This window comes from Microbacterium sp. NPDC079356, assembly GCF_049545465.1.
Classification (GTDB): Bacteria; Actinomycetota; Actinomycetes; order Actinomycetales; family Microbacteriaceae; genus Microbacterium; species Microbacterium gawkjiense.
Genome location: NZ_JBMWDN010000001.1, coordinates 437,296 through 456,395, shown reverse-complemented (window position 1 = coordinate 456,395; position 19,100 = coordinate 437,296). Strand labels below are relative to the sequence as shown.

Genomic DNA, 19,100 nt, shown 5'->3' with positions numbered 1-19,100 from the left:
CTCAGACGCCCGCCCGCTCGCGCACGCGCTGTCCCACGACGGCGGAGACGCCGTCCTGACGCATCGACACGCCGTACAGGGCGTCCGCGATCTCCATCGTCCGCTTCTGATGCGTGATGACGATCAGCTGGCTCGATTCGCGCAGCTGCTCGAACACGCCGAGCAGACGACCGAGATTCGCATCGTCGAGGGCGGCCTCGACCTCGTCGAGGATGTAGAAGGGACTCGGCCGCGCCTTGAAGATCGCCGTCAGGAGCGCGACCGCCGCGAGGGACCTCTCCCCACCCGAAAGGAGCGACAGCCGCTCGATCTTCTTGCCCACGGGTCGGACGGCGACGTCGATCCCGGTCGTGAGCGGGTTGTCGGGGTCGGTGAGCGAGATGGAGCCCGTGCCCCCGGGGAAGAGGATCGGGAACACCTCCCCGAAGGCCACCTTGGTGTCCTCGAAGGCCGCGAGGAAGATCGTCTGCATCCGCTCGTCGAGCTCCTCGATGATCGTCAGCAGATCCGTCCGGGTGCGGACGAGGTCGTCGAGTTGCTCGGTGAGGAATGCGTGACGCTGCTCGAGCGCGGCGAACTCCTCCAGGGCAAGAGGATTCACGCGACCCAACTGCGCCAGCTTGCGCTCCGCATCCTGCAATCTGCGCATCTGCGCGGAGCGGTCGAACGGCGACGCCTCGCCCTCCTCCGCTCCCGGGACGGGGGCGTCGGGACCATATTCCACGAGGAGAATATCCTCGGAGAGGCCGAGCTCGGACTGCACCCGGTCGAGGAGGCTCTGCACATGCAGCCGCTTCTCGTGCATCTGCAATTCGAGGCCGTGCACCGACTCGGTGAGGCGATTCAGCCTCTCGCGGGTCGCCGCATCCTCCTTCCGGAGCTCGGCCAACTCGGCCGTCAGCGCCGTCCGCGTCTGCTCCGCGCGTTCCAGCTCGACCCGCGCCTGCGCCGTCGACCGGTCGATCGAGTCGAGGACGGGCGGCAGCGCACCGACGACCTCGGATGCGATCGCCCGCTGCGCGCGTCGGATCACGGCTCGACGGGCGGCCGCTTCGGCGGCTGCGCGCTCCTTCTCGCGTTGACGTTCGAGTTGCACCACGCGGCTCTCGGCGGCACGCACCCGTTCCCGGAGCGTTTCGACGTCGAGGCGTGTGTCCATCTCGCGCGCCCGAGCCGACTCGAGCGCATCGAGCAGACCGTCCCGGGCGGACGCATCCAGGATCGGACGCGGCATCTCCTCGGCGGCGCTGAAGGCCTCCGTCGCGGCCCGTGCCGCGTTCTCGGCATCCCGAGCCGCCGACTCGGCCTGAGCGAGGCCGGCGCGTAGCCGGTCGCACTCGGCCACCGCGGATTCCAGACGCACGGTCGCACGGTTGAGCTGTTCCGCGTGGGCCGCGAGAGCGGAGTCGTGCTCGCGCAGCGCGGCGAGGGCATCACGGGTACGCTGGCGCGCCGCATCCCAGGCAGCCTGCGCGTCGGTCAGCGCTTCACGCAGGGAATCCGCGACCACCGTCACCTCGTCGAGACGGACGCGGGCCGCGTCGCGCTCGGCGGCGAGCTCGAGACGCGAGCGCGACTGCCCGGAGCCGGCACGGACCGTGCTCGGCGTCACGGTCTCGCCCGCGCGCGTCACCAGCACGACGCTCTCCCCCGCGTCGGCGGCCGACATCGCGGCAGCGTGGGCCGCATCCAGATCCTCCGCGATCGCGACACCCGCGAGGACGGCGCGGAGGCCCGCCGGCGCCTCGACGACATCGACCGCCCACGTCACCCCCGCTCCAAGGGGCGTCCTGCGAGGAGCCGCAGGACCGTCGGCCAAGGCGACGTCGATCGAACCCAGATCGTGCTCGCGCACCGTCGCGATGACCGCGCGTGCGGCCGCGAAGTCGTCGACGAGGACCCCCTCGGCGAGGGCGCCGAGTGCTGCGGCGATCGCCGCTTCATAGCCGGCCGAGACGCGGATCGCATCGCTGACGATGCCACGGATGCCGTCGCCACCCCGATCGACGACCGCCGCCGCGGCGTTGCGGATGTCGAGGGCGCGGCCGAGAGCCGCCGTCTCCGCCAGCAGCGACTCGCGCTCCCGCTCCGCCGCGTGCAACCGGTCGCGTATCGACCCCACCTCGGATTCGGCATCGGATGCCTCGCGCTGCGCGCCCTCGTACGCGGCCGAGTACTCCCCCGCGGCGTCCGCAGGACCCTCGGTCGCCGGTTCGATCGCCGCCAGCGCGCCTTCCGCGTCGGCGCGACGTTCCTCGGCTGCATCGAGGGCGCGCTGCTGCCTCTCCACCGCCAGCCGAAGCGCCTCCGCCTTCGACCCGGCTGCCTCGGCTCGTCCTCTCAGTGAGGCGAGCCGCATGTCGTGCTCGGAGACCAGCGCACTCTGCGCGGCGATGTCGGTGTCGAGCGCATCGAGCTCGGCGCGCGCCCGGATGACGTCGCGCGCGGCGGCGGCGGCGGCATCCTGCGCGGCACCGAGACCCGACGCGATCTCGTCGATCTCCCGACGTGCGTCGTCGATGACGGCCTGGGTGACGGTGGTCCCGGTGTCCGGCTGGTCACCGTCGTCGTCGAGCAGCGACAGTCGCTGGCCGGCGAGCGAGTACAGCCCGCGCAGTCGCTCCTGGACACGGCCGAGTTCGAACGTGACGGCGCGCGCCCGATCGACCGCCTCGGCGCGCTGATCGTTCTCGAGCTCGTCGATGCGGCGACGCAAGCCGTCAGCGCGGTCCTGCAGGACCAGCCGCTCGGCGTGACGCTCGTGCTCGGCTCGGGCGTGATCCGCCAGCTCCGCTCGGAGGCGCGACATCTCATCGGCGTAGAGGCGCGCCTTCGCGTCGCGAACGACCGCAGCGATCGTGGCCGCCTCGCGCGCGACCTCGGCCTGCTTGCCGAGCGGCTTCAACTGACGCCGCAGCTCGCCGGCCAGGTCGCTCAGCCGAGTGAGGTTCGCCTCCATCGCCTCGAGCTTGCGGAGCGTCTTCTCTTTGCGGCGACGGTGTTTGAGGATGCCGGCGGCCTCCTCGATGAAGCCGCGCCGATCCTCGGGACTCGCCTGCAGGACGGTGTCGAGTCGCCCCTGACCCACGATGACGTGCATCTCGCGCCCGAGCCCCGAATCGCTCAGCAACTCCTGGACGTCGAGGAGCCGACAGGTCTCGCCGTTGATGGCGTACTCGCTCGACCCGTTGCGGAACAGGGTCCGGCTGATCGTGACCTCGCTGTACTCGATCGGCAGCGCGCCGTCGGCGTTGTCGATCGTCAGCTGCACCTCCGCGCGGCCGAGGGGACCCCGCGTCGCGGTGCCGGCGAAGATGACGTCCTCCATCTTGCCGCCGCGGAGGGTCTTCGCCCCCTGCTCGCCCATCACCCAGGCGAGGGCGTCGACGACGTTCGACTTGCCTGATCCGTTGGGACCGACGATGCACGTGACGCCGGGCTCGAGCGCGAAGGTCGTCGGCTGCGCGAAGGATTTGAACCCCTTGAGCGTCACGCTCTTCAGGTGCATGCGGGTCCTCCGGGGTCGTCGTCCCGTCCACGCTAGCGGACGAATCCCGTTTCCCACTTGACGCCGCGCGCGGGCCGGGTCTAGTGTCAGTGCTCGCGTCAGAAGTCTGAGAAAGGAGGTCCCCTGACATGATCATCGAAATGACACCCACCGGAATCGCGTCCACCGCGTTCCCGTGCGCGCTGGGGACCGTCTCCTTCGGCGCCGCGGTGGCAGACCGCATCCGTTCCGGCCACTGACAGCCGTCACGGATCCCGTCCTCGGACGGTGAACTCTCCCACGCCCTGAGGGCGGACTCCGTCCGTCCCCTCCCGGATGCCGGGCCTCTGTGCCCGTGCGTCCCCGTGTCCTCTCGTGCTGCGGCACGATCCTCCGCCGCGCTCCGCGGCATCCATCCCTTCCGAAATGAGATCACTCATGTCCACCCTCACCGCGCCGCAGCGCACCTCGGCGGTCCTCGCCGCGCTGCAGCATCCCACCTCGACGGGCACCTCCGCCCGTCAGACGTTCCTCGACCGGATCGCCCTGCGACTGGCCGTCGCGCTGCTCCTGTGGAGCACGCGCCCCGGCCCGGATCGCGCGGCCGTCCATGCCCGCCGTGCCCAGCGTCTCGCTCGCGAGGCGCGGGAAGCCGAGTGGGAACGCCGTCGTGCGCTCCTCGCTCCGCGTCAATGACACCCCGGGGGCCGCGACCCGCTCGCGGCCCCCGCACCTCTCAGAGAAGAGTCCCTCATGACAACGTCAGTCCCCTTCGAACTGCGCCCCCTCGTCGTACCGGCCAGCGTCGATGCCTCGGATGCCGCCGATTTCGTCGCCATGGTCGACGTCCGGAACGAGATCTACCGCGAGATCAGCGACAACGACGATGAAGCCGTGACACCGGCCCAACTGCTCCCCCACTTCCAACCCGACCCGGACAACGACAAGCGCAGCTGGATCGTTCTGGTCGAGGACCAGGTGGTGGGGCGCGTCATCGTCGACCTCCCCGCTGAGGAGGGGTCGCAGGTCGCCTACTGGACCGTCGAACTCCTCGAGCGGGTCCAGGGCAGGGGCATCGGCGGTGCGCTTCACGCCGTCGTCGAGGGCACCGCCCGTGACGCGGGACGCACCGTCCTGCAGGCATGGGCCGAGCATCCCGAGCCCGACGCCGGTGCGACCTCGGAACGGCTCGCCGCGCCGACGGGCTCCGGGGAGATCCCGCTGGACCGTCCTGCGCGCTACTTCCGACGCCACGGGTACACGCTCGAACAGGTCGACCGGAAGAGCGTGCTCGAGATCGAACCCGCACTGCCGAGCGTGCGAGACCTCCTCGCCGATGCCCGATCGCATGCCGACGGTTACCGCGTGGAGCAGTGGATGCTCCCGACTCCCGAGGCCTACCGCGAGAGCTTCGCCTGGGCGAAGTCGCGGATGTCGACGGACGCCCCGGCGGCGGGGCTCGAGATCGACGAGGAGACCTGGGACGTCGAGCGCCTCGCGCGCCACGACGCCCGCTTCGTCGACGGCGGACAGATGGTGCTCGTCACGGTGGCCGTCCATGAGGCGACCGGCACGGTCGTCGCGTTCAACGAGCTCTGCTCCGGCGTCGACCCGACCGCGGCGACGCAGCAGATGGACACCCTCGTGCTCCGTGAGCATCGGGGGCACCGCCTCGGGCAGCTGGTGAAGTGCGCGGGTATCCTCCGGTGGCGAGAGGTCATGCCCCGGTCCTCCCGCATCGTCACCTGGAACGCCGAGGAGAACCGTCCGATGCTCAGCATCAACGAGACGATCGGCTTCGAGCCGGCGGCGTACATCGGCGCCTGGAAAAAGGTCCTCGACTAATTGCGTCGCTGACACCGCGGGCAGTAGTGACTCGATCGGTTGGTGAAGCTCACCCGCACGATCGGCGTGCCGCAGCGCGGGCAGGGCTGACCCGTCCGCCCGTAGGCGTTCAGGGAATGGGCGAAGTATCCCGCCTGTCCGTTGACGTTCACGTACTGCGCGTCGAAGCTCGTCCCGCCCTCGGCGAGGGCCCGGTCCAGCACGGCCCGGACCTCGCCGAGCAGGCGGGTGACGGCGCGCGTCGGGAGCTCGTTCGCGGGGCGTTCCGGATGCAGCCGCGCGGCCCACAGCGCCTCGTCGGCGTAGATGTTCCCGACTCCGCTGACGACGGTCTGATCGAGCAGTGCACGCTTCACTGCGGAGCGCGTCCGCCCGAGCGCGGTCCGGAACGCGCGATCGTCGAACGCGGGGTCCAGCGGATCCCGGGCGATGTGCGCCACCTGCGTGGGGACGAGCGAGATGCCGCTCCCCCGTCCTGCCGCGGCCCCGTCGAGGGTGCGCTCGAGCCGATCGATCGCCAGGGAGCCGAAAGTCCGCTGGTCCACGAAGACCACCGCGATCTCACCGTGGGTCGGATGCCGCACCTCGAAGCGGATCCGCTCGTGGCGGAGTGTCGGTGTGCCGGGCTCGCGCAGCAGCATCTGCCCGCTCATCCCGAGGTGACCGACGATCGCCTCGGCCGGTTCCGCACCGGCATCCGCCAGCGGCATCCAGAGGAACTTGCCGCGGCGGACCACAGCGTCGACGCGCCGACCCGTCAGCCGCGCTTCGAAGTCGGGAGCGTCGCCCGGGTGACGGGTGAGGGACCGGGCGTCCAGAACGGTGACGGCGTCGAGGCGAGCGCCGGCGAGAGCGGGGACGAGACCGGCGCGCACGACCTCGACTTCGGGCAGTTCGGGCACGGGGACTCAGGCCCGCGCGGAGAGTTCGCGCCAGACCGAGAGCGCTGCCGCCATCTCAGCCTGCTTCTTGCTCGAACCGCCGCCGGTCCGCGCGACCTCGCCGACGGCCACCGTCGCCGTGAACACCCGGTGGTGATCGGGTCCCGCCGCCTCGACGCTGTACGTCGGTGCCGCATAGCCCAGGCGCGCGGCGAGTTCCTGCAGGCTCGTCTTCGGGTCCATCGCAGCGCCGTACCGCTCGGGATCCGCCATCAACGGGGACACCAGTCGCAGGACGAGAGCGGTCGCCGCTTCGATTCCGGCGGACAGGTAGGCGGCCCCGATGAGCGCCTCGGTGGTGTCGGCGAGGATCGAATCCTTATCGCGCCCGCCGGTCTGGTCCTCGCCCCGGCCGAGCCGCAGGTGCGCACCGAGGCCCATGCCGCGGGCGACCTCCGCGAGAGCGACGGTCGAGACGACGCTCGCCCGCCGCTTGGCGAGGGATCCCTCATCCAGGTCGGGGTGCGTCCGATAAAGGTGGACGGTGACGGCCATGCCGAGGATCGAGTCGCCGAGGAACTCGAGACGCTCGTTGTGCGCGATACCGCCGTGCTCGTACGCGTACGAACGATGGGTCAACGCAAGCGACACAAGCTCGGGGTCGATCTCGACCCCGAGCTTGTGTGTGAGCACCGAGTGATCGGTGGCGGCGTCCGTCACGACGCGACGATCAGATGTCGGCGACCTTGCGGCCCTTGTACTCGAGGAACAGCTCCGTACCCTGCGAGTCGGTGACGACCTTCGCCTGGTGGGGACGGCTGTAGACGACCTTGCCGTTCTCGATGGTCTTGACGAGCGTGGGGGCCTCGGCCTTCCACTGCGCGCGGCGCGAACGGGTGTTGGAGCGGGAGACCTTCCGCTTCGGGGGGTTACCTGCCATGGTCAGCTCTTCTCTGTGTCGTCGGCGTCGGGGCGCGTGGCCTCGTCGTCGTGGTCTGGGGTTCGGGCCGACAAGGCGGCCAGCGCATTCCAGCGCGGGTCGATCTGAGTCTCCGGGACCGGTGCTCCGGTCAGCCTCTCGCCCGTGGACGGATCTAGTCCGGGGCAATCCGGCTGACACACCGGCTGGAACGGAAGCGACAGGACGATCGCATCCCTGACAGGAGTTTCAAGATCCACGTGGTCGTCTTGAACCTCGAAGTCAGTCGCTTCATCCCCAGAATACCCGAAGAGCTCCTGAAACTCGACTTCGAGGGGGTGTGTCAGGTCCACGAGGCAACGGCTGCACTGGCCGTCGTAGGTCGTGGCGATCTCGGCGGTGACCAGGATGCCCTCGTGCACCGACTCGAGACGGACGTCGACCTCGACCTCTCCCCCCGCGCGGACGAAGGCGAGGCCCTCTCCCCATTTCTCCGGTGCGGGGACCCGCAGTTCGAACTCGCGCATCTCACCGGGAGCCCGGACGATGTCGCGGACGGGGAGGACGAACGGACCGCTCACACGCTTTCTGACCACGGTCGTCCATCGTACGCGTGCGCGGACGCCGGCGGGCCGGATCAGGCGGGGTGGGCTCCCGTGTCGAGGAATCGCGCGACCGGAGCCGGGACGAACGGGGACACGTCACCGCCGAGCGAGGCCACCTGGCGCACGAGCGAGCTCGAGACGAGCGCGTGCGCGGGATCGGGCAGCAGGAACACGGTCTCCACGTGGGCGAGGTGGCGGTTCACGATCGCCATGGGCGTCTCGTAGGCGACATCCACCTGCGAACGGATCCCCTTCACGAGCACCCCCGCGTCCACGTCCGTCGCGTAATCGACGAGCAGCCCGACGCTCCATGCCGCCACAACGACATCACCCTCGATGTCGCTCTCGGCGATGGACTGCTCGAGCAGCGTCAGTCGCTGCGCGATCGGGAGCATCGCCTCTTTCCCCGGGTTGTGGACCACGAGGACGTGCAGCTGGTCGTAGAGGGCGGCCGCGCGTCGGATCACATCGAGGTGGCCGAGCGTCGGCGGGTCGAAGGAGCCGGGCACCACGGCGATCCGGTTGTTCATATCGACGAGCCTAACGATGCGACACGACGTGGAGCGGGTCAGTTCTTCGCGAGGGCGGCACGCTCGCGGTGACTCACGCGCCCGGAGATGGCCGCAGCGAGGCCCGGGTGGCGATCCAGGGCCGGGTCCTCCGCGAGAAGACGCTCGGCCTCGGCGCGGGCGGTGGCGATCAGATCGGCATCCGCCACGACACGCAGCAGCCGCAAAGACGAGCGGACGCCCGACTGCGCATCGCCCAGCACGTCCCCCTCGCCCCGCAGGTCGAGGTCGACCTCGGCGAGTTCGAAACCGTCCGTCGTCGCCGCGACCGCCTCCACGCGAGCGCGGGCCGGGGTGTAGGGATCGGCCTCGGTGACGAGGATGCAGAGCCCGGGGACCGCACCGCGGCCGACGCGACCGCGGAGCTGGTGCAGCTGGGACACCCCGAAGCGGTCTGCTTCGAGGATGACCATGGTGGACGCGTTGGGGACGTCGACGCCGACCTCGACCACGGTGGTCGCGACGAGCACGTCGATGTCGCCGCGGGCGAACGCCTGCATCACGGCATCCTTCTCATCGGCGGGCATCTTGCCGTGCAGGATCTGGACGCGGATGTCGCGGTAGTCCGGGTGGCTCTCGAGGAGCGCCGCCGCCTGCAGGACGCCCCAGCGGGTGCGGCCGGGCTCGGCCTCCTCGACGGGTTCGTCCTCGTCCGTCTCGGTCGACGCGTCGATCGCCGGACACACGACGAAGGCCTGCCGTCCGAGCCGCACCTCCTCGGCCACGCGCTCCCAGACGCGCGCGAACCAGCCCGGCTTCTCCCCCACCGGCGCGACGAAGGTCGAGATGCCCGCCCGGCCGCCCGGCATCGTCCGGATCGTCGAGACGTCGAGGTCGCCGAACACCGTCATCGCGACGGTGCGAGGGATGGGCGTCGCCGTGAGCACGAGGACGTGCGGGGAACTTCCCTTCGCGCGGAGGGTCTCGCGCTGATCGACGCCGAACCGGTGCTGCTCGTCGACGACGACGAGACCCAGGTCGGCGAACGTCGTCGACTCGCTGAGGAGCGCGTGCGTCCCGACGACGATGCGCGCCTGGCCCGACGCCACCCGCAGGGCGGCGCGACGGCGTTCCGCGGCGGGTTGCTGACCCGTGAGGAGTGTCGGCATCAGTTCCGGTGCGAGAGCGGGTCCGAGCATGCGTGCCATCGAGCGGACGTGCTGCGCCGCCAGCACCTCGGTGGGGGCGATGAGCGCGGACTGGCCGCCCGACTGGGCGACCTGGAGCATGGCGCGGAGCGCGACCAGCGTCTTGCCGGAGCCGACCTCCCCCTGCACGAGCCGGTTCATCGGCCACTCGCCGACGAGGTCCGCCGCGATGCGGTCACCCACCGTGTGCTGGTCGGGGGTGCGCTCGAAGGGCAGCGCGGCGTCGAAACGCTCGAGGAGGTCGCCCGCGGGGCGCGCGGTCGCCGACATCATGCGCACGAACTGCCGCTGCTGCAGGAGCGCCGCCTGCAGGACGAACGCCTCGTGCATCCGCAGGGTCTCGCGCGCCGGACCGATCTGGTCGAAGGACTCCGGTGCGTGCATGCGCACGAGCGCCGTCCGGGCGTCGAGCAGGCCCTGCGCGGCGCGGAAGGCATCGGGGAGCGGTTCGGGCACCTCGCCGAGCCCGGTCAGCACCTGGTCGACGCAGCGTTTGACCTGCCAGCTGGAGAACGTGCTCGTGGCCGGGTAGATCGGGATGGGGACGTTGTGCCACGCCTCGGCGCTCAGCCGGGCCGTGCCCTCGTCGTCGAAGAGCTCGTAGTCGGGATGCGTCAGCTGCTTCTGCCCCCGGTACTCCCCCACCTTGCCCGAGAAGATCCCCTGGCGCCCGGCACGCAGGTCCTTCACCCGCCACGACTGCCCGAAGAACGTCAGGGACATCGTGCCGTTGCCGTCGCCGATCAGGACCTCGACGATCTCGCCGCGACGACCGCGCATCTGCCGTGTCGTCGCCGAGAGCACCTCGGCGACGATCGTCACCAGCTCGCCGACCGGGAGTTGGGCGATCGGTGTCAACTGGCCGCGGCTCGCGAAGCGTCGCGGGTAGTGCGCCATCAGGTCGCCCACCGTGGTCATCTGGAACGCTCGACGCAGCCCCTTCGCCAGCGTGTCGCCGACCGCCTCGGCGAGCGGTGTGGCGAGCGAGTACGACGGCATGCCTCGAGTCTAGGAGCGGGCGCGGACGCCGCTATCGTGGCGGGGTGACGAGGATCATCGCGGGAGACGCCGGCTCACTACCCTTGGTCGTGCCGAGCGCCGGTACGCGGCCGACGAGCGAGCGCGTGCGCGAGTCGCTCTTCGGCGCCCTCGACGCCGGCGACCTGCTCGCGGGGGCAGCCGTGCTCGACCTCTACGCGGGGTCGGGAGCGCTGGGTCTCGAGGCGGTGAGCCGCGGGGCCGCGTCGGCCGACCTCGTCGAGCGCGCGCCGCGCGCGGCATCCGTCATCGACCGCAACGTCCGCGCCGTGGGTCCCAGCCTCCCGGGGCGCCGGCTGACCGTGCACCGGTCCGCCGCCGACGCGTTCCTGCGGGCCGGCGGACCCGCGTTCGACCTCGTGTTCGTCGACCCGCCCTACGACATGACGGATGCCGAGGTCTCGGCGACGCTCGGGCTGCTCGTGCCGCGGCTCACCCCCGCCGCGACGGTCGTCGTCGAACGCGCGACGCGCTCCGGCGAACCGCTCCTGCCCGACGGTCTCGTCGTCGACCGCAGCAAGAAGTACGGCGACACGTCGCTGTGGTGGCTCGCTCGCTCGGGTCAGCCGAGCGCCGCATCCCAGTCCGAATAGGGATCCCACCCGCCGCGGCCGTCCGGCGCGACGCCCCCGATCAGGACGGGCACCTCCCGCCGCTGCGCGACACGACCGATCACGGTGAAGCCGGCAGGCGCGGTGCCGGCCGGGAAGCACGCGAGCAGCGCGTGGTCCTCGCCGCCGGAGAGCGCGTCGTCATCGAGGTCCGCCTCGATGAGGAGCGTCACCTCGGAGGCGTCCGCCAGTCGGGTCGCGTCGAGGACGAGGCCGTCCGAGACGTCCATGAGGGCGGTCGCGCCGGCTCGCGCGGCAGCGAGCCCCAGCCGCACCGGCGGCTGCGGCCGGAGCTGAGCCGAGAGGTCCCGCCGCTCCTGCTCGGTGAGGACAGCGAGGTCGACGGCGACCGGGCGTCCCTCGTCGTCGCGGAAGCGGGTGAACAGCAGGCGGAGGCCGCGGGCCGCCGCGCCGAGGCCGCCCGCGACGGCGACGTCGTCACCCGGCCGCGCTCCGGAGCGGAGCACGGGCGAGACGCCGTCCAGGACGCCCAGGGCGGTGACGGCGACGGTGAGGGTGTCGGACACGGTCAGGTCCCCGCCCTCGACTGCGCACCCGGGTGCCAGCTCGTCGAGCGCGTCGCGGAACCCTGTCGCGAGGTCGTCGACGAAGGCGGCGGGGAGGGAGTCCGGCAGGGCCAGGGCGACGAGCAGAGCCGTGGGACGCGCGCCCATCGCGGCGACGTCGGCCAGGTTGACGGCGGCGGCCTTGTACCCGAGGTCCCGCGGCGACGTCCACGCCAATCGGAAGTCGGGACCGTGGACGAGGGTGTCGGTCGTCGCCACGACGCGGCCGCCCGGGACGGCCAGGACCGCGGCGTCGTCACCGGGGCCCACCTCGGCGCGCGAAAGCGGTCCGAGGACGCGCAGGATGCGGCGCAGCAGCTCCGCCTCGGAGACGTCGCGCACACGGAGCTCACCCATGGCTCCACGGTAGTCTGGAGCGATGCCCCGGACCCGCTCGACCGTCGCGCTCGCCCTCCTCGTCGCCGGTGTCGCGGCACTGTCGGGGTGCTCGTCGACGGTGGCGCTCGAGGCCGCCCCCGGAGCCGACGACCCGCGCTGCGCGGAGGTCATGGTGCGGCTGCCCGACGACCTGGGCGACCAGCCGCGGCGCTGGACCGACGCGCAGTCGACCGCCGCCTGGGGCGACCCCACGACCGTGCAGCTCGCGTGCGGGGTCCCGCCCCTCGGTCCGTCGGAGCTTCCCTGCGTGACGGTCGACGGTGTCGACTGGGTCGTCGACGACTCGCGGGCACCGCTGTACCGCATCACGACCTACGGCCGCGAACCGGCGATCCAGCTCATCATCGACTACGACGAGGTCAGCTCGAGCGGTCCGGTGAGCGCCGTCAGCCGCCTCATCACGAAGCGGTTCGAGACCACGGGACAGTGCGTCGCGGCATCCGACCTCGTCCCGTGAGATGGATCAGCGCGCCAGTTCGATCAGCTCGGTGATGAGCTCGGGATAGCTCAGCCCGCTCTCGATCCAGCACGTCGGGAACATCGAGATCGGCGTGAACCCCGGCATCGTGTTCACCTCGTTCACGAAGAACTCGGTGCCGGTGTAGAAGAAGTCGACCCGCGACAGCCCCCGCCCTCCGACCGCCTCGAACGCACGGGCGGCGATCCGCTGCATCTCGCGGAGTTCGCCGTCGTGGAGCTCCGCGGGGCAGACGAGGTCGATGCCGGGGGCGCCGAGGTACTTCGCCTCGAAGTCGTAGAAGGCCCGACCGCTGACGACGATCTCGCCGGCGACGCTGACTCGCGGGTCGCCGCCGTCGCGCCCCTGCAGCACGCCGCACTCGATCTCGCGGCCGGTGACGGACTGCTCGACGAGCACGCTCGAGTCCTCCGCGAACGCGGTCTCGAGCGCGGCATCCAGTTCGTCCCAGTCGGAGACCTTGGACACCCCGACACTCGATCCCGCACGCGCGGGCTTGACGAACACCGGCAGTCCGAGGCCGCGGATGCGGCGGCGCCAGAGGTCGCCGTCGCGCTCGAGGCCCGCCCGCGTCACCGTGACCCACGGGACGACGGGCACTCCGGCCGCCTGGAGGATGCTCTTGGTGGTGTGCTTGTCCATGCCGATGGCGGACATCAGCAGGCCCGCACCGACGTACGGCAGGTCGAGGAGCTCGAGGAACCCCTGCACCGTGCCGTCCTCGCCGAAGCGGCCGTGCAGGATCGGGAAGACGACGTCGATGTCGCCCAGGGAGTCGACGGTCCCGTCGGGGCGACGGACTGAGAGCTCCCGCTCGACGGTCGACTCCGGCCATACGATGCGGGTGCCGTTGTCGACGACCTCCGGCAGCCGATCGGCGTTCAGGGCGAACTTGTCGGGATCGTCGTCCTCGAGGACGTACGCACCCTCGCGGGTGATCCCGACCGGGATGACCCGGTAGCGCTCGCGGTCAATCGCGCGGAGGACGCCCCCCGCCGTGGCGGAACTGATCGAGTGCTCGCTGGAACGCCCGCCGAAAAGCAGAACCACTGCCGCCTGAACCATTCTGAGTCCTCTCCTCGGTGGGCTCGTCGTCATCCGTCGTGAGATGCGGTGCGATGTCGCGCGGATTCATCGTGCCGTCGAGGACCATCTTGACCTGCTCGACGATCGGCATGTGGACGCCGGCCTCGCGGGCCAACTGCAGCACCGGTGCCACCGATGCGAGCCCCTCGGCCGTCTGGTCCATCTGCTTGACGACCTCGGTGAAGCTGTACCCCTGGCCGAGCAGCCGGCCCGCCGTGTTGTTGCGGCTCAGCGGGGACTGGCACGTCGCGATGAGGTCACCGAGACCGGCGAGGCCCTGCAGGGTCTCGGGCTGCGCGCCCTGCGCGACGGCGAAGTCGGTCATCTCGACGAGACCACGCGTGATGATCGACGCCTTGGTGTTCTCGCCGTAGCCGACCCCGTCGACGATGCCGATGGCGACGGCGATGAGGTTCTTCAGCACGCCGCCGAACTCGGTCCCGATGACGTCTGTGTTCACGAAGGTGCGGAAGTAGCGGTTGCGCGAGATGCGGGCGACGGCTTCGGCGGTCTCCTGACTCGACGAGGAGATGACGGCTGCCGTCGGCTGTTCGCGTGCGATCTCGAGGGCGAGGTTGGGTCCGGATGCCACGGCGATGCGCGCGGGATCGCAGTGGAGCTCCTGCTCGAGGACCTGACTCATCCGGAGCCCGGTCTTCTTCTCCACGCCCTTCATGAGCGACACGATCGGTGCGTCGTTCGTCGCGAGCAGAGGCCGGACGCCCTTCAGGTTCTGACGGAGCGCCTGACTCGAGATCGCGATGTAGACCTGCGTCGCACCGTCCAGCGCCTCAGCGAGGTGGTGGGTGGCCGACAGCCCGCGCGGCAGGTTGATGCCGGGCAGGTACTGCGAGTTGCGCTTGCCCTCGCGGATCTCGTGGGCGAGCTCGGCGCGGCGGCCCCACATGACGACGTCCGCGCCGCCGTCGGCGAGCACCTTGCCGAAGGTCGTCCCCCAGCTTCCGGAACCGAGCACGGCGACGCGGGGCGCCGGTGCCTCGCGGCGCGACGCTTCCCTAGGAGTCAAGGCGACCCGTCTCCTTCTGACCGTGCTGGGCCGGGTTCCACCGCTCGGCGGGAGGCTGGACGCCGCGCAGGCGTCCCAGCAGGATCGAGATGTCGCGCATGACGGCATCCGTCGCCGCGGTGAGCGTCGCCAGCGTGGTGTCGGTGAAGGCGGACAGGTCGACGGGCGGGCCCAGCAGGACGCGGACGCGGCGACGCGGCGGCCACAGGCGCAGACGGCCGTACCGCGGCAGGATCTCCTGCACGCCCCACGTCGCCACGGGGATGACCGGCAGCGGTTCGGGCGCGGACAGCGCGAGCCGGACGGCGCCGGTCTTGCCGCGCATCGGCCACATGTCGGGGTCGCGCGTGAGCGACCCCTCCGGGTAGACGATGACGCCGCGCTGCGCCGCCACCAGGGCGTTCGACTGCGCGAGGGTCTGCTTCGCCGCGGCGGAGGTGGATGCCCGGGCCACCGGCACCATCCCCGTCGCCCGCAGCAGCCAGCCGAGAACGGGAACGTGGAACAGGCTCTCCTTGGCCATGAAGCGCGGGGCACGGCCGAGCCGCCATGTCGCGACGGCGAGGATCACCGGATCGAACTCGCTGTAGTGGTTGGGCGCGAGGATGTAGGAGCCCTCGCGGGGAAGGTGTTCGCCGCCCTCGATCTCGATCTTCGCGAACCAGCCGGTCGCGGGTACGACGATCATCGCCGCCGGCCAGAAGACGCTCGGGCGGGTCTTCTCCGGGGAGGCGCGGCGACGAGGAGCCACCGCGCTCACTCCGTGACGTCGAAGTCGGCGCCGAGATCGGTCAGCTTCTCGAGGAACTTCTCGTAGCCGCGACGGATGATCCCGATGTTGCGCACGGTCGACTCGCCCTCGGCCGCCAGGGCGGCGATGACGTAGGAGTACCCGCCGCGGAGGTCGGGCACGACGACGTCGGCGCCGTGCAGCGGGGTCGGGCCGTTGATGACGGCCGCCTGCTCGAGCGCCCGACGCGGCACGCGGCGGTCGGAGCTCGCGATGCCGTCGGGGTGCACCACGATGTCGGCGCCCATCTGGACGAGGGCACGCGTGAAGCCGAGACGGTTCTCGTACACCGTCTCGTGGACGACGGACTCGCCCTCGGCCTGCGTGAGCGCCACGATCAGGGGCTGCTGCCAGTCGGTCATGAAGCCGGGGTGCACGTCGGTCTCGACCATGACGGACTTCAGCGGGCCGCCGCGACGGAAGCGGATGCCGTCCTCGGCGATGTCGAAGTCGCCGCCCACCTTGCGGAAGACGTTGAGGAACGTCAGCATCTCCTGCTGCTTGGCTCCGCCGACGAAGATGTCGCCGTCGGTCGCGAGGGCGGCCGCCGCCCAGGACGCCGCCTCGTTCCGGTCGAAGATGCTGCGGTGGTCGTACCCGCGCAGCGACTCGACGCCCTCGATGAAGATGACCCGGTTGGGCTCGTAGGAGATGATCGCGCCCATCTTCTGGAGGACGGCGATCAGGTCCATGATCTCGGGCTCGATGGCGGCGTTGCGCAGCTCCGTCGTGCCCTTGGCGCGAACCGCGGTCAGGAGCACCTGCTCGGTCGCGCCGACGCTCGGGTAGGGCAGCTCGATGTTCGCGCCGTGCAGGCCGTCGGGAGCCGACAGGCGGATGCCGCTGGGCAGCTTGTCGACGATGGCACCGAACGAGCGGAGGGCGTCGAGGTGGAAGTCGATCGGACGGTCGCCGATGCGGCATCCGCCCAGGTCGGGGATGAAGGCCTGGCCGAGGAGGTGCAGCAGCGGACCGCAGAACAGGATCGGGATGCGGGAGGCCCCCGCGTGCGCGTCGATCTCCTCCATGTGCGCCGAGACGGCACCGCTCGGGTCGAGTCGGAGCACACCGTCCTCGAGGTCCTCGACGTGGACGCCGTGGACCTCGAGGAGTGAGCGGACGACGTGGACGTCGCTGATGTCCGGCACGTCCCGGAGGATGCTCGCCGTCTCTCCCAGGAGGGCGGCGACCATCGCCTTCGTGGCGAGGTTCTTCGCCCCCTTCACCTCGACGCGGCCGCGCAGCGGTCGACCGCCGCGGATCCGGAGCGTCTGACCGGCGCTGCCGCCGCTGGCGGGAGTCGACGCGGAGTCGCTGAGAAGTGTGTTCATCGGTGGGACCTCATTACTGGTGTCGAGGAAGCGTGGTCGGCCCCGTTGTGCGGGGCGCGGGCCGATCAGCGGACGGGGAGCGTCCGCGGCCGCCACGCCTCGCGGCGCGCCTCGAACTGCGCGATCTTGTCTTCGCTGCGCAGGGTGAGCCCGATGTCGTCGAGCCCTTCGAGAAGCCGCCACCTAGTGTAATCGTCGATGTCGAACGGGGCCTGGACGTCGCCGACCTGCACCGTGCGTGTCTCGAGATCGACGGTCACCTCGCGCCCCGGCTCCGCCTCGAGGGCCGCCCAGATCGCCTCGAGCACGTCCTCGGTGACCACACCCGTGACGAGTCCCTGCTTCCCGGCGTTGCCGCGGAAGATGTCGGCGAACTTGGTGCTCAACACCACACGGAAGCCGTAATCGCGGAGGGCCCACACAGCGTGCTCACGGCTCGACCCGGTGCCGAAGTCGGGTCCGGCGACGAGGACGGAGCCGTTCCGGTACGCGTCCTGATTGAGGACGAATGAGGGGTCCTGCCGCCAGTTGGCGAACAGCGCGTCGTCGAAGCCGGTCTTGGTGACGCGCTTCAGGTAGACGGCCGGGATGATCTGGTCGGTGTCGACCGCGGATCGCTTCAGCGGGACGCCGACACCGGTGTGGCGGGTGAACTTCTCCATGTCAGGCCTCCGTCAGTGCGAGTGCGTCGAGATCGCTCGGGCTCGCGAGGCGGCCGAGCACGGCGGTCGCGGCGGCGACCTGGGGCGAGACGAGGTGCGTGCGACCGCCCTTGCCCTGGCGTCCCTCGAAGTTGCGGTTGCTCGTCGAGGCGCACCGCTCCCCCGGGGCGAGCTGGTCGGGGTTCATCCCGAGGCACATCGAACATCCGGCGAAACGCCACTCGGCGCCGAAGTCGGTGAAGACCTTGTCGAGCCCCTCCGCCTCGGCCTCCAGCCGGACGCGCGCCGAGCCGGGCACCACCATGACGCGGACCCCGTCCGCCTTGGTCCGGCCCCGGACGATCGACGCGAACTGGCGGAGATCCTCGATGCGGCTGTTCGTGCACGAGCCCATGAAGACGGCATCCACCTGCACGTCCTTCAGCGGGGTCCCGGGGGTCAGGTCCATGTACTCGAGGGCGCGCTCCGCGGCGGCGCGCTCGTTGGGGTCGGTCATCTCGGCCGGATCGGGGACCACACCGCTCAGGGTCACGCCCTGACCCGGGTTGGTGCCCCAGGTGACGAACGGCTCGAGCTCGTCGGCGTCGAGGAAGACCTCCGCGTCGTACACGGCTCCCTCGTCTGACGGCAGGGTCCGCCAGTAGGCGACCGCCTCGTCCCAGTCCGCGCCCTGCGGTGCGTGCGGCTTGTCCTTGACGTAGGCGAACGTCGTCTCATCGGGCGCGATCATCCCCGCGCGGGCGCCGGCCTCGATGGACATGTTGCACATCGTCATCCGGCCCTCCATCGAGAGCGAACGGATGGCGGAGCCGCGGAACTCGAGGACGTACCCCTGCCCGCCGTTGGCCCCGATCTTGGCGATGATCGCCAGGATGATGTCCTTCGCGCTGACCCCCGGCTTGAGGGTGCCCTCGACGGTGATGGCCATCGTCTTGAAGGGCTTCAGCGGCAGGGTCTGGGTCGCCAGGACGTGCTCGACCTCGCTCGTCCCGATGCCGAACGCCATGGCGCCGAACGCACCGTGCGTCGAGGTGTGCGAGTCGCCGCAGACGACGGTGATGCCCGGCATCGTCAGTCCCAGCTGCGGGCCGACGACGTGGACGATCCCCTGCTCCTTGTCGCCCAGGGAGTGCAGCCGCACCCCGAACTCCGCGGCGTTGCGGCGCAGGGTCTCGATCTGCGTGCGGCTCGTGAGGTCGGCGATCGGCTTGTCGATCTCGAGCGTCGGGGTGTTGTGGTCCTCGGTCGCGATCGTGAGGTCGAGGCGGCGCACCGGGCGACCTTCGGCGCGGAGGCCGTCGAAGGCCTGCGGGCTGGTCACCTCGTGGACGAGGTGGAGGTCGATGTAGATGAGGTCGGGGCTGCCGTCCTCACCCTTGACGACGAGGTGGTCGTCCCACACCTTCTCGGCGAGGGTCCGCGGACGGTCGGGAATCGTGCTCATGGTGTCTCCTGATGTCGGATGGCGCCCGCGACAGCCTCCGCGACGAGAGAGGGCTCAGAGCGAGGTCTCGTCGCGGCCGATAAGGAGTCGAGCGGTCCGCACCGCGCCAGACTACCACCGGCCCGGACGGGGCGAGACGAGCGGGCGGCGTAACACCGCGTCTCACGATCGGGGCTCGCGCGCCGCCACATGGCACGCTGTGTGCGCTGAGGGA

The 19,100-nt window shown here is 70.8% G+C and carries 18 protein-coding genes; 4 read left to right on the top strand and 14 right to left on the bottom strand.

All coding sequences use genetic code 11. The features are described from left to right. Position 1: 1 nt before the first annotated feature. Complete coding sequence (gene smc / locus ACPEH0_RS02250; protein WP_366213118.1) at positions 2-3,508, bottom strand: chromosome segregation protein SMC; 3,507 nt, start codon at positions 3,506-3,508, stop codon at positions 2-4. Between the two features lie 417 nt (positions 3,509-3,925). Here smc and ACPEH0_RS02245 point away from each other — a divergent pair, with 417 nt between their 5' ends. Both ACPEH0_RS02245 and ACPEH0_RS02240 read left to right on the top strand, forming a co-directional pair. Further along, complete coding sequence (locus ACPEH0_RS02245) at positions 3,926-4,183, top strand: hypothetical protein (RefSeq protein WP_366213119.1); 258 nt, start codon at positions 3,926-3,928, stop codon at positions 4,181-4,183. A 57-nt stretch (positions 4,184-4,240) separates the two neighbouring features. Beyond that, positions 4,241-5,332: a GNAT family N-acetyltransferase gene (locus ACPEH0_RS02240; protein WP_366213120.1), complete on the top strand. Its 1,092-nt coding sequence runs from the start codon at positions 4,241-4,243 to the stop codon at positions 5,330-5,332. Here the strand turns inward: ACPEH0_RS02240 and mutM are convergent. Genes mutM through ACPEH0_RS02210 form a run of 6 tightly spaced genes read right to left on the bottom strand, consistent with a single transcriptional unit; the run spans position 5,329 to position 10,453 of the window. Next, positions 5,329-6,234 (bottom strand): bifunctional DNA-formamidopyrimidine glycosylase/DNA-(apurinic or apyrimidinic site) lyase, encoded by a 906-nt coding sequence (mutM, locus tag ACPEH0_RS02235; RefSeq protein WP_366213121.1) that lies wholly within the window; start codon positions 6,232-6,234, stop codon positions 5,329-5,331. The genes ACPEH0_RS02240 and mutM overlap by 4 nt on opposite strands. A 6-nt stretch (positions 6,235-6,240) precedes the next feature. Then, positions 6,241-6,933, bottom strand: coding sequence for a ribonuclease III (rnc, locus tag ACPEH0_RS02230; RefSeq protein WP_311862286.1), 693 nt, complete (start codon positions 6,931-6,933; stop codon positions 6,241-6,243). Between the two features lie 10 nt (positions 6,934-6,943). Next, complete coding sequence (gene rpmF / locus ACPEH0_RS02225) at positions 6,944-7,153, bottom strand: 50S ribosomal protein L32 (protein WP_018188062.1); 210 nt, start codon at positions 7,151-7,153, stop codon at positions 6,944-6,946. A gap of 2 nt (positions 7,154-7,155) precedes the next feature. Beyond that, positions 7,156-7,713: a YceD family protein gene (locus ACPEH0_RS02220; RefSeq protein ID WP_253035192.1), complete on the bottom strand. Its 558-nt coding sequence runs from the start codon at positions 7,711-7,713 to the stop codon at positions 7,156-7,158. A gap of 56 nt (positions 7,714-7,769) precedes the next feature. Then, on the bottom strand, positions 7,770-8,267 hold the full coding sequence (coaD, locus tag ACPEH0_RS02215; RefSeq protein WP_217532052.1) for a pantetheine-phosphate adenylyltransferase: 498 nt from the start codon (positions 8,265-8,267) through the stop codon (positions 7,770-7,772). Positions 8,268-8,305: 38 nt separating this feature from the next. After that, positions 8,306-10,453 carry an ATP-dependent DNA helicase RecG gene (locus ACPEH0_RS02210; RefSeq protein WP_359917764.1) on the bottom strand — a complete coding sequence of 716 codons (2,148 nt, stop codon included), beginning with the start codon at positions 10,451-10,453 and terminating at the stop codon, positions 8,306-8,308. 44 nt (positions 10,454-10,497) lie between these two features. On the opposite strand from ACPEH0_RS02210, the gene rsmD reads away from it, so the two are divergent. Next, entirely contained in the window at positions 10,498-11,085 is a 588-nt protein-coding gene (rsmD, locus tag ACPEH0_RS02205) for a 16S rRNA (guanine(966)-N(2))-methyltransferase RsmD (RefSeq protein WP_217532056.1), read from the top strand. On the opposite strand, the gene thiL is transcribed toward rsmD, so the two are convergent. After that, positions 11,055-12,026, bottom strand: coding sequence for a thiamine-phosphate kinase (gene thiL, locus ACPEH0_RS02200; RefSeq protein ID WP_217532058.1), 972 nt, complete (start codon positions 12,024-12,026; stop codon positions 11,055-11,057). The two genes, rsmD and thiL, sit on opposite strands and share 31 nt — an antisense overlap. 22 nt (positions 12,027-12,048) lie before the next feature. On the opposite strand from thiL, the gene ACPEH0_RS02195 reads away from it, so the two are divergent. After that, entirely contained in the window at positions 12,049-12,525 is a 477-nt protein-coding gene (locus ACPEH0_RS02195; protein ID WP_217532060.1) for a DUF3515 family protein, read from the top strand. Positions 12,526-12,531: 6 nt separating this feature from the next. On the opposite strand, the gene ACPEH0_RS02190 is transcribed toward ACPEH0_RS02195, so the two are convergent. The 6 genes from ACPEH0_RS02190 to leuC all read right to left on the bottom strand — a co-directional run bounded on the left by ACPEH0_RS02190 (position 12,532) and on the right by leuC (position 18,886). Further along, positions 12,532-13,611, bottom strand: coding sequence for a D-alanine--D-alanine ligase family protein (locus ACPEH0_RS02190; protein ID WP_366213122.1), 1,080 nt, complete (start codon positions 13,609-13,611; stop codon positions 12,532-12,534). Then, a complete protein-coding gene (locus ACPEH0_RS02185) occupies positions 13,517-14,659 on the bottom strand; it encodes an NAD(P)H-dependent glycerol-3-phosphate dehydrogenase (protein ID WP_217532064.1) in 1,143 nt (380 codons plus the stop codon). The genes ACPEH0_RS02190 and ACPEH0_RS02185 overlap by 95 nt, the downstream gene beginning before the upstream one ends. Beyond that, the gene (locus ACPEH0_RS02180; RefSeq protein ID WP_217532066.1) at positions 14,649-15,419 is read right to left on the bottom strand and encodes a lysophospholipid acyltransferase family protein; all 771 of its coding nucleotides are present in this window, start codon (positions 15,417-15,419) and stop codon (positions 14,649-14,651) included. Before ACPEH0_RS02180 ends, ACPEH0_RS02185 begins: the two co-directional genes overlap by 11 nt. Further along, entirely contained in the window at positions 15,416-16,780 is a 1,365-nt protein-coding gene (gene murA, locus ACPEH0_RS02175; RefSeq protein WP_366213123.1) for a UDP-N-acetylglucosamine 1-carboxyvinyltransferase, read from the bottom strand. Before murA ends, ACPEH0_RS02180 begins: the two co-directional genes overlap by 4 nt. Before the next feature lie 65 nt (positions 16,781-16,845). Then, entirely contained in the window at positions 16,846-17,442 is a 597-nt protein-coding gene (gene leuD / locus ACPEH0_RS02170; RefSeq protein WP_359917748.1) for a 3-isopropylmalate dehydratase small subunit, read from the bottom strand. A 1-nt stretch (position 17,443) separates the two neighbouring features. Then, positions 17,444-18,886, bottom strand: a complete 1,443-nt coding sequence (gene leuC / locus ACPEH0_RS02165; RefSeq protein ID WP_253035165.1) for a 3-isopropylmalate dehydratase large subunit — start codon at positions 18,884-18,886, stop codon at positions 17,444-17,446. Positions 18,887-19,100 lie beyond the last annotated feature (214 nt).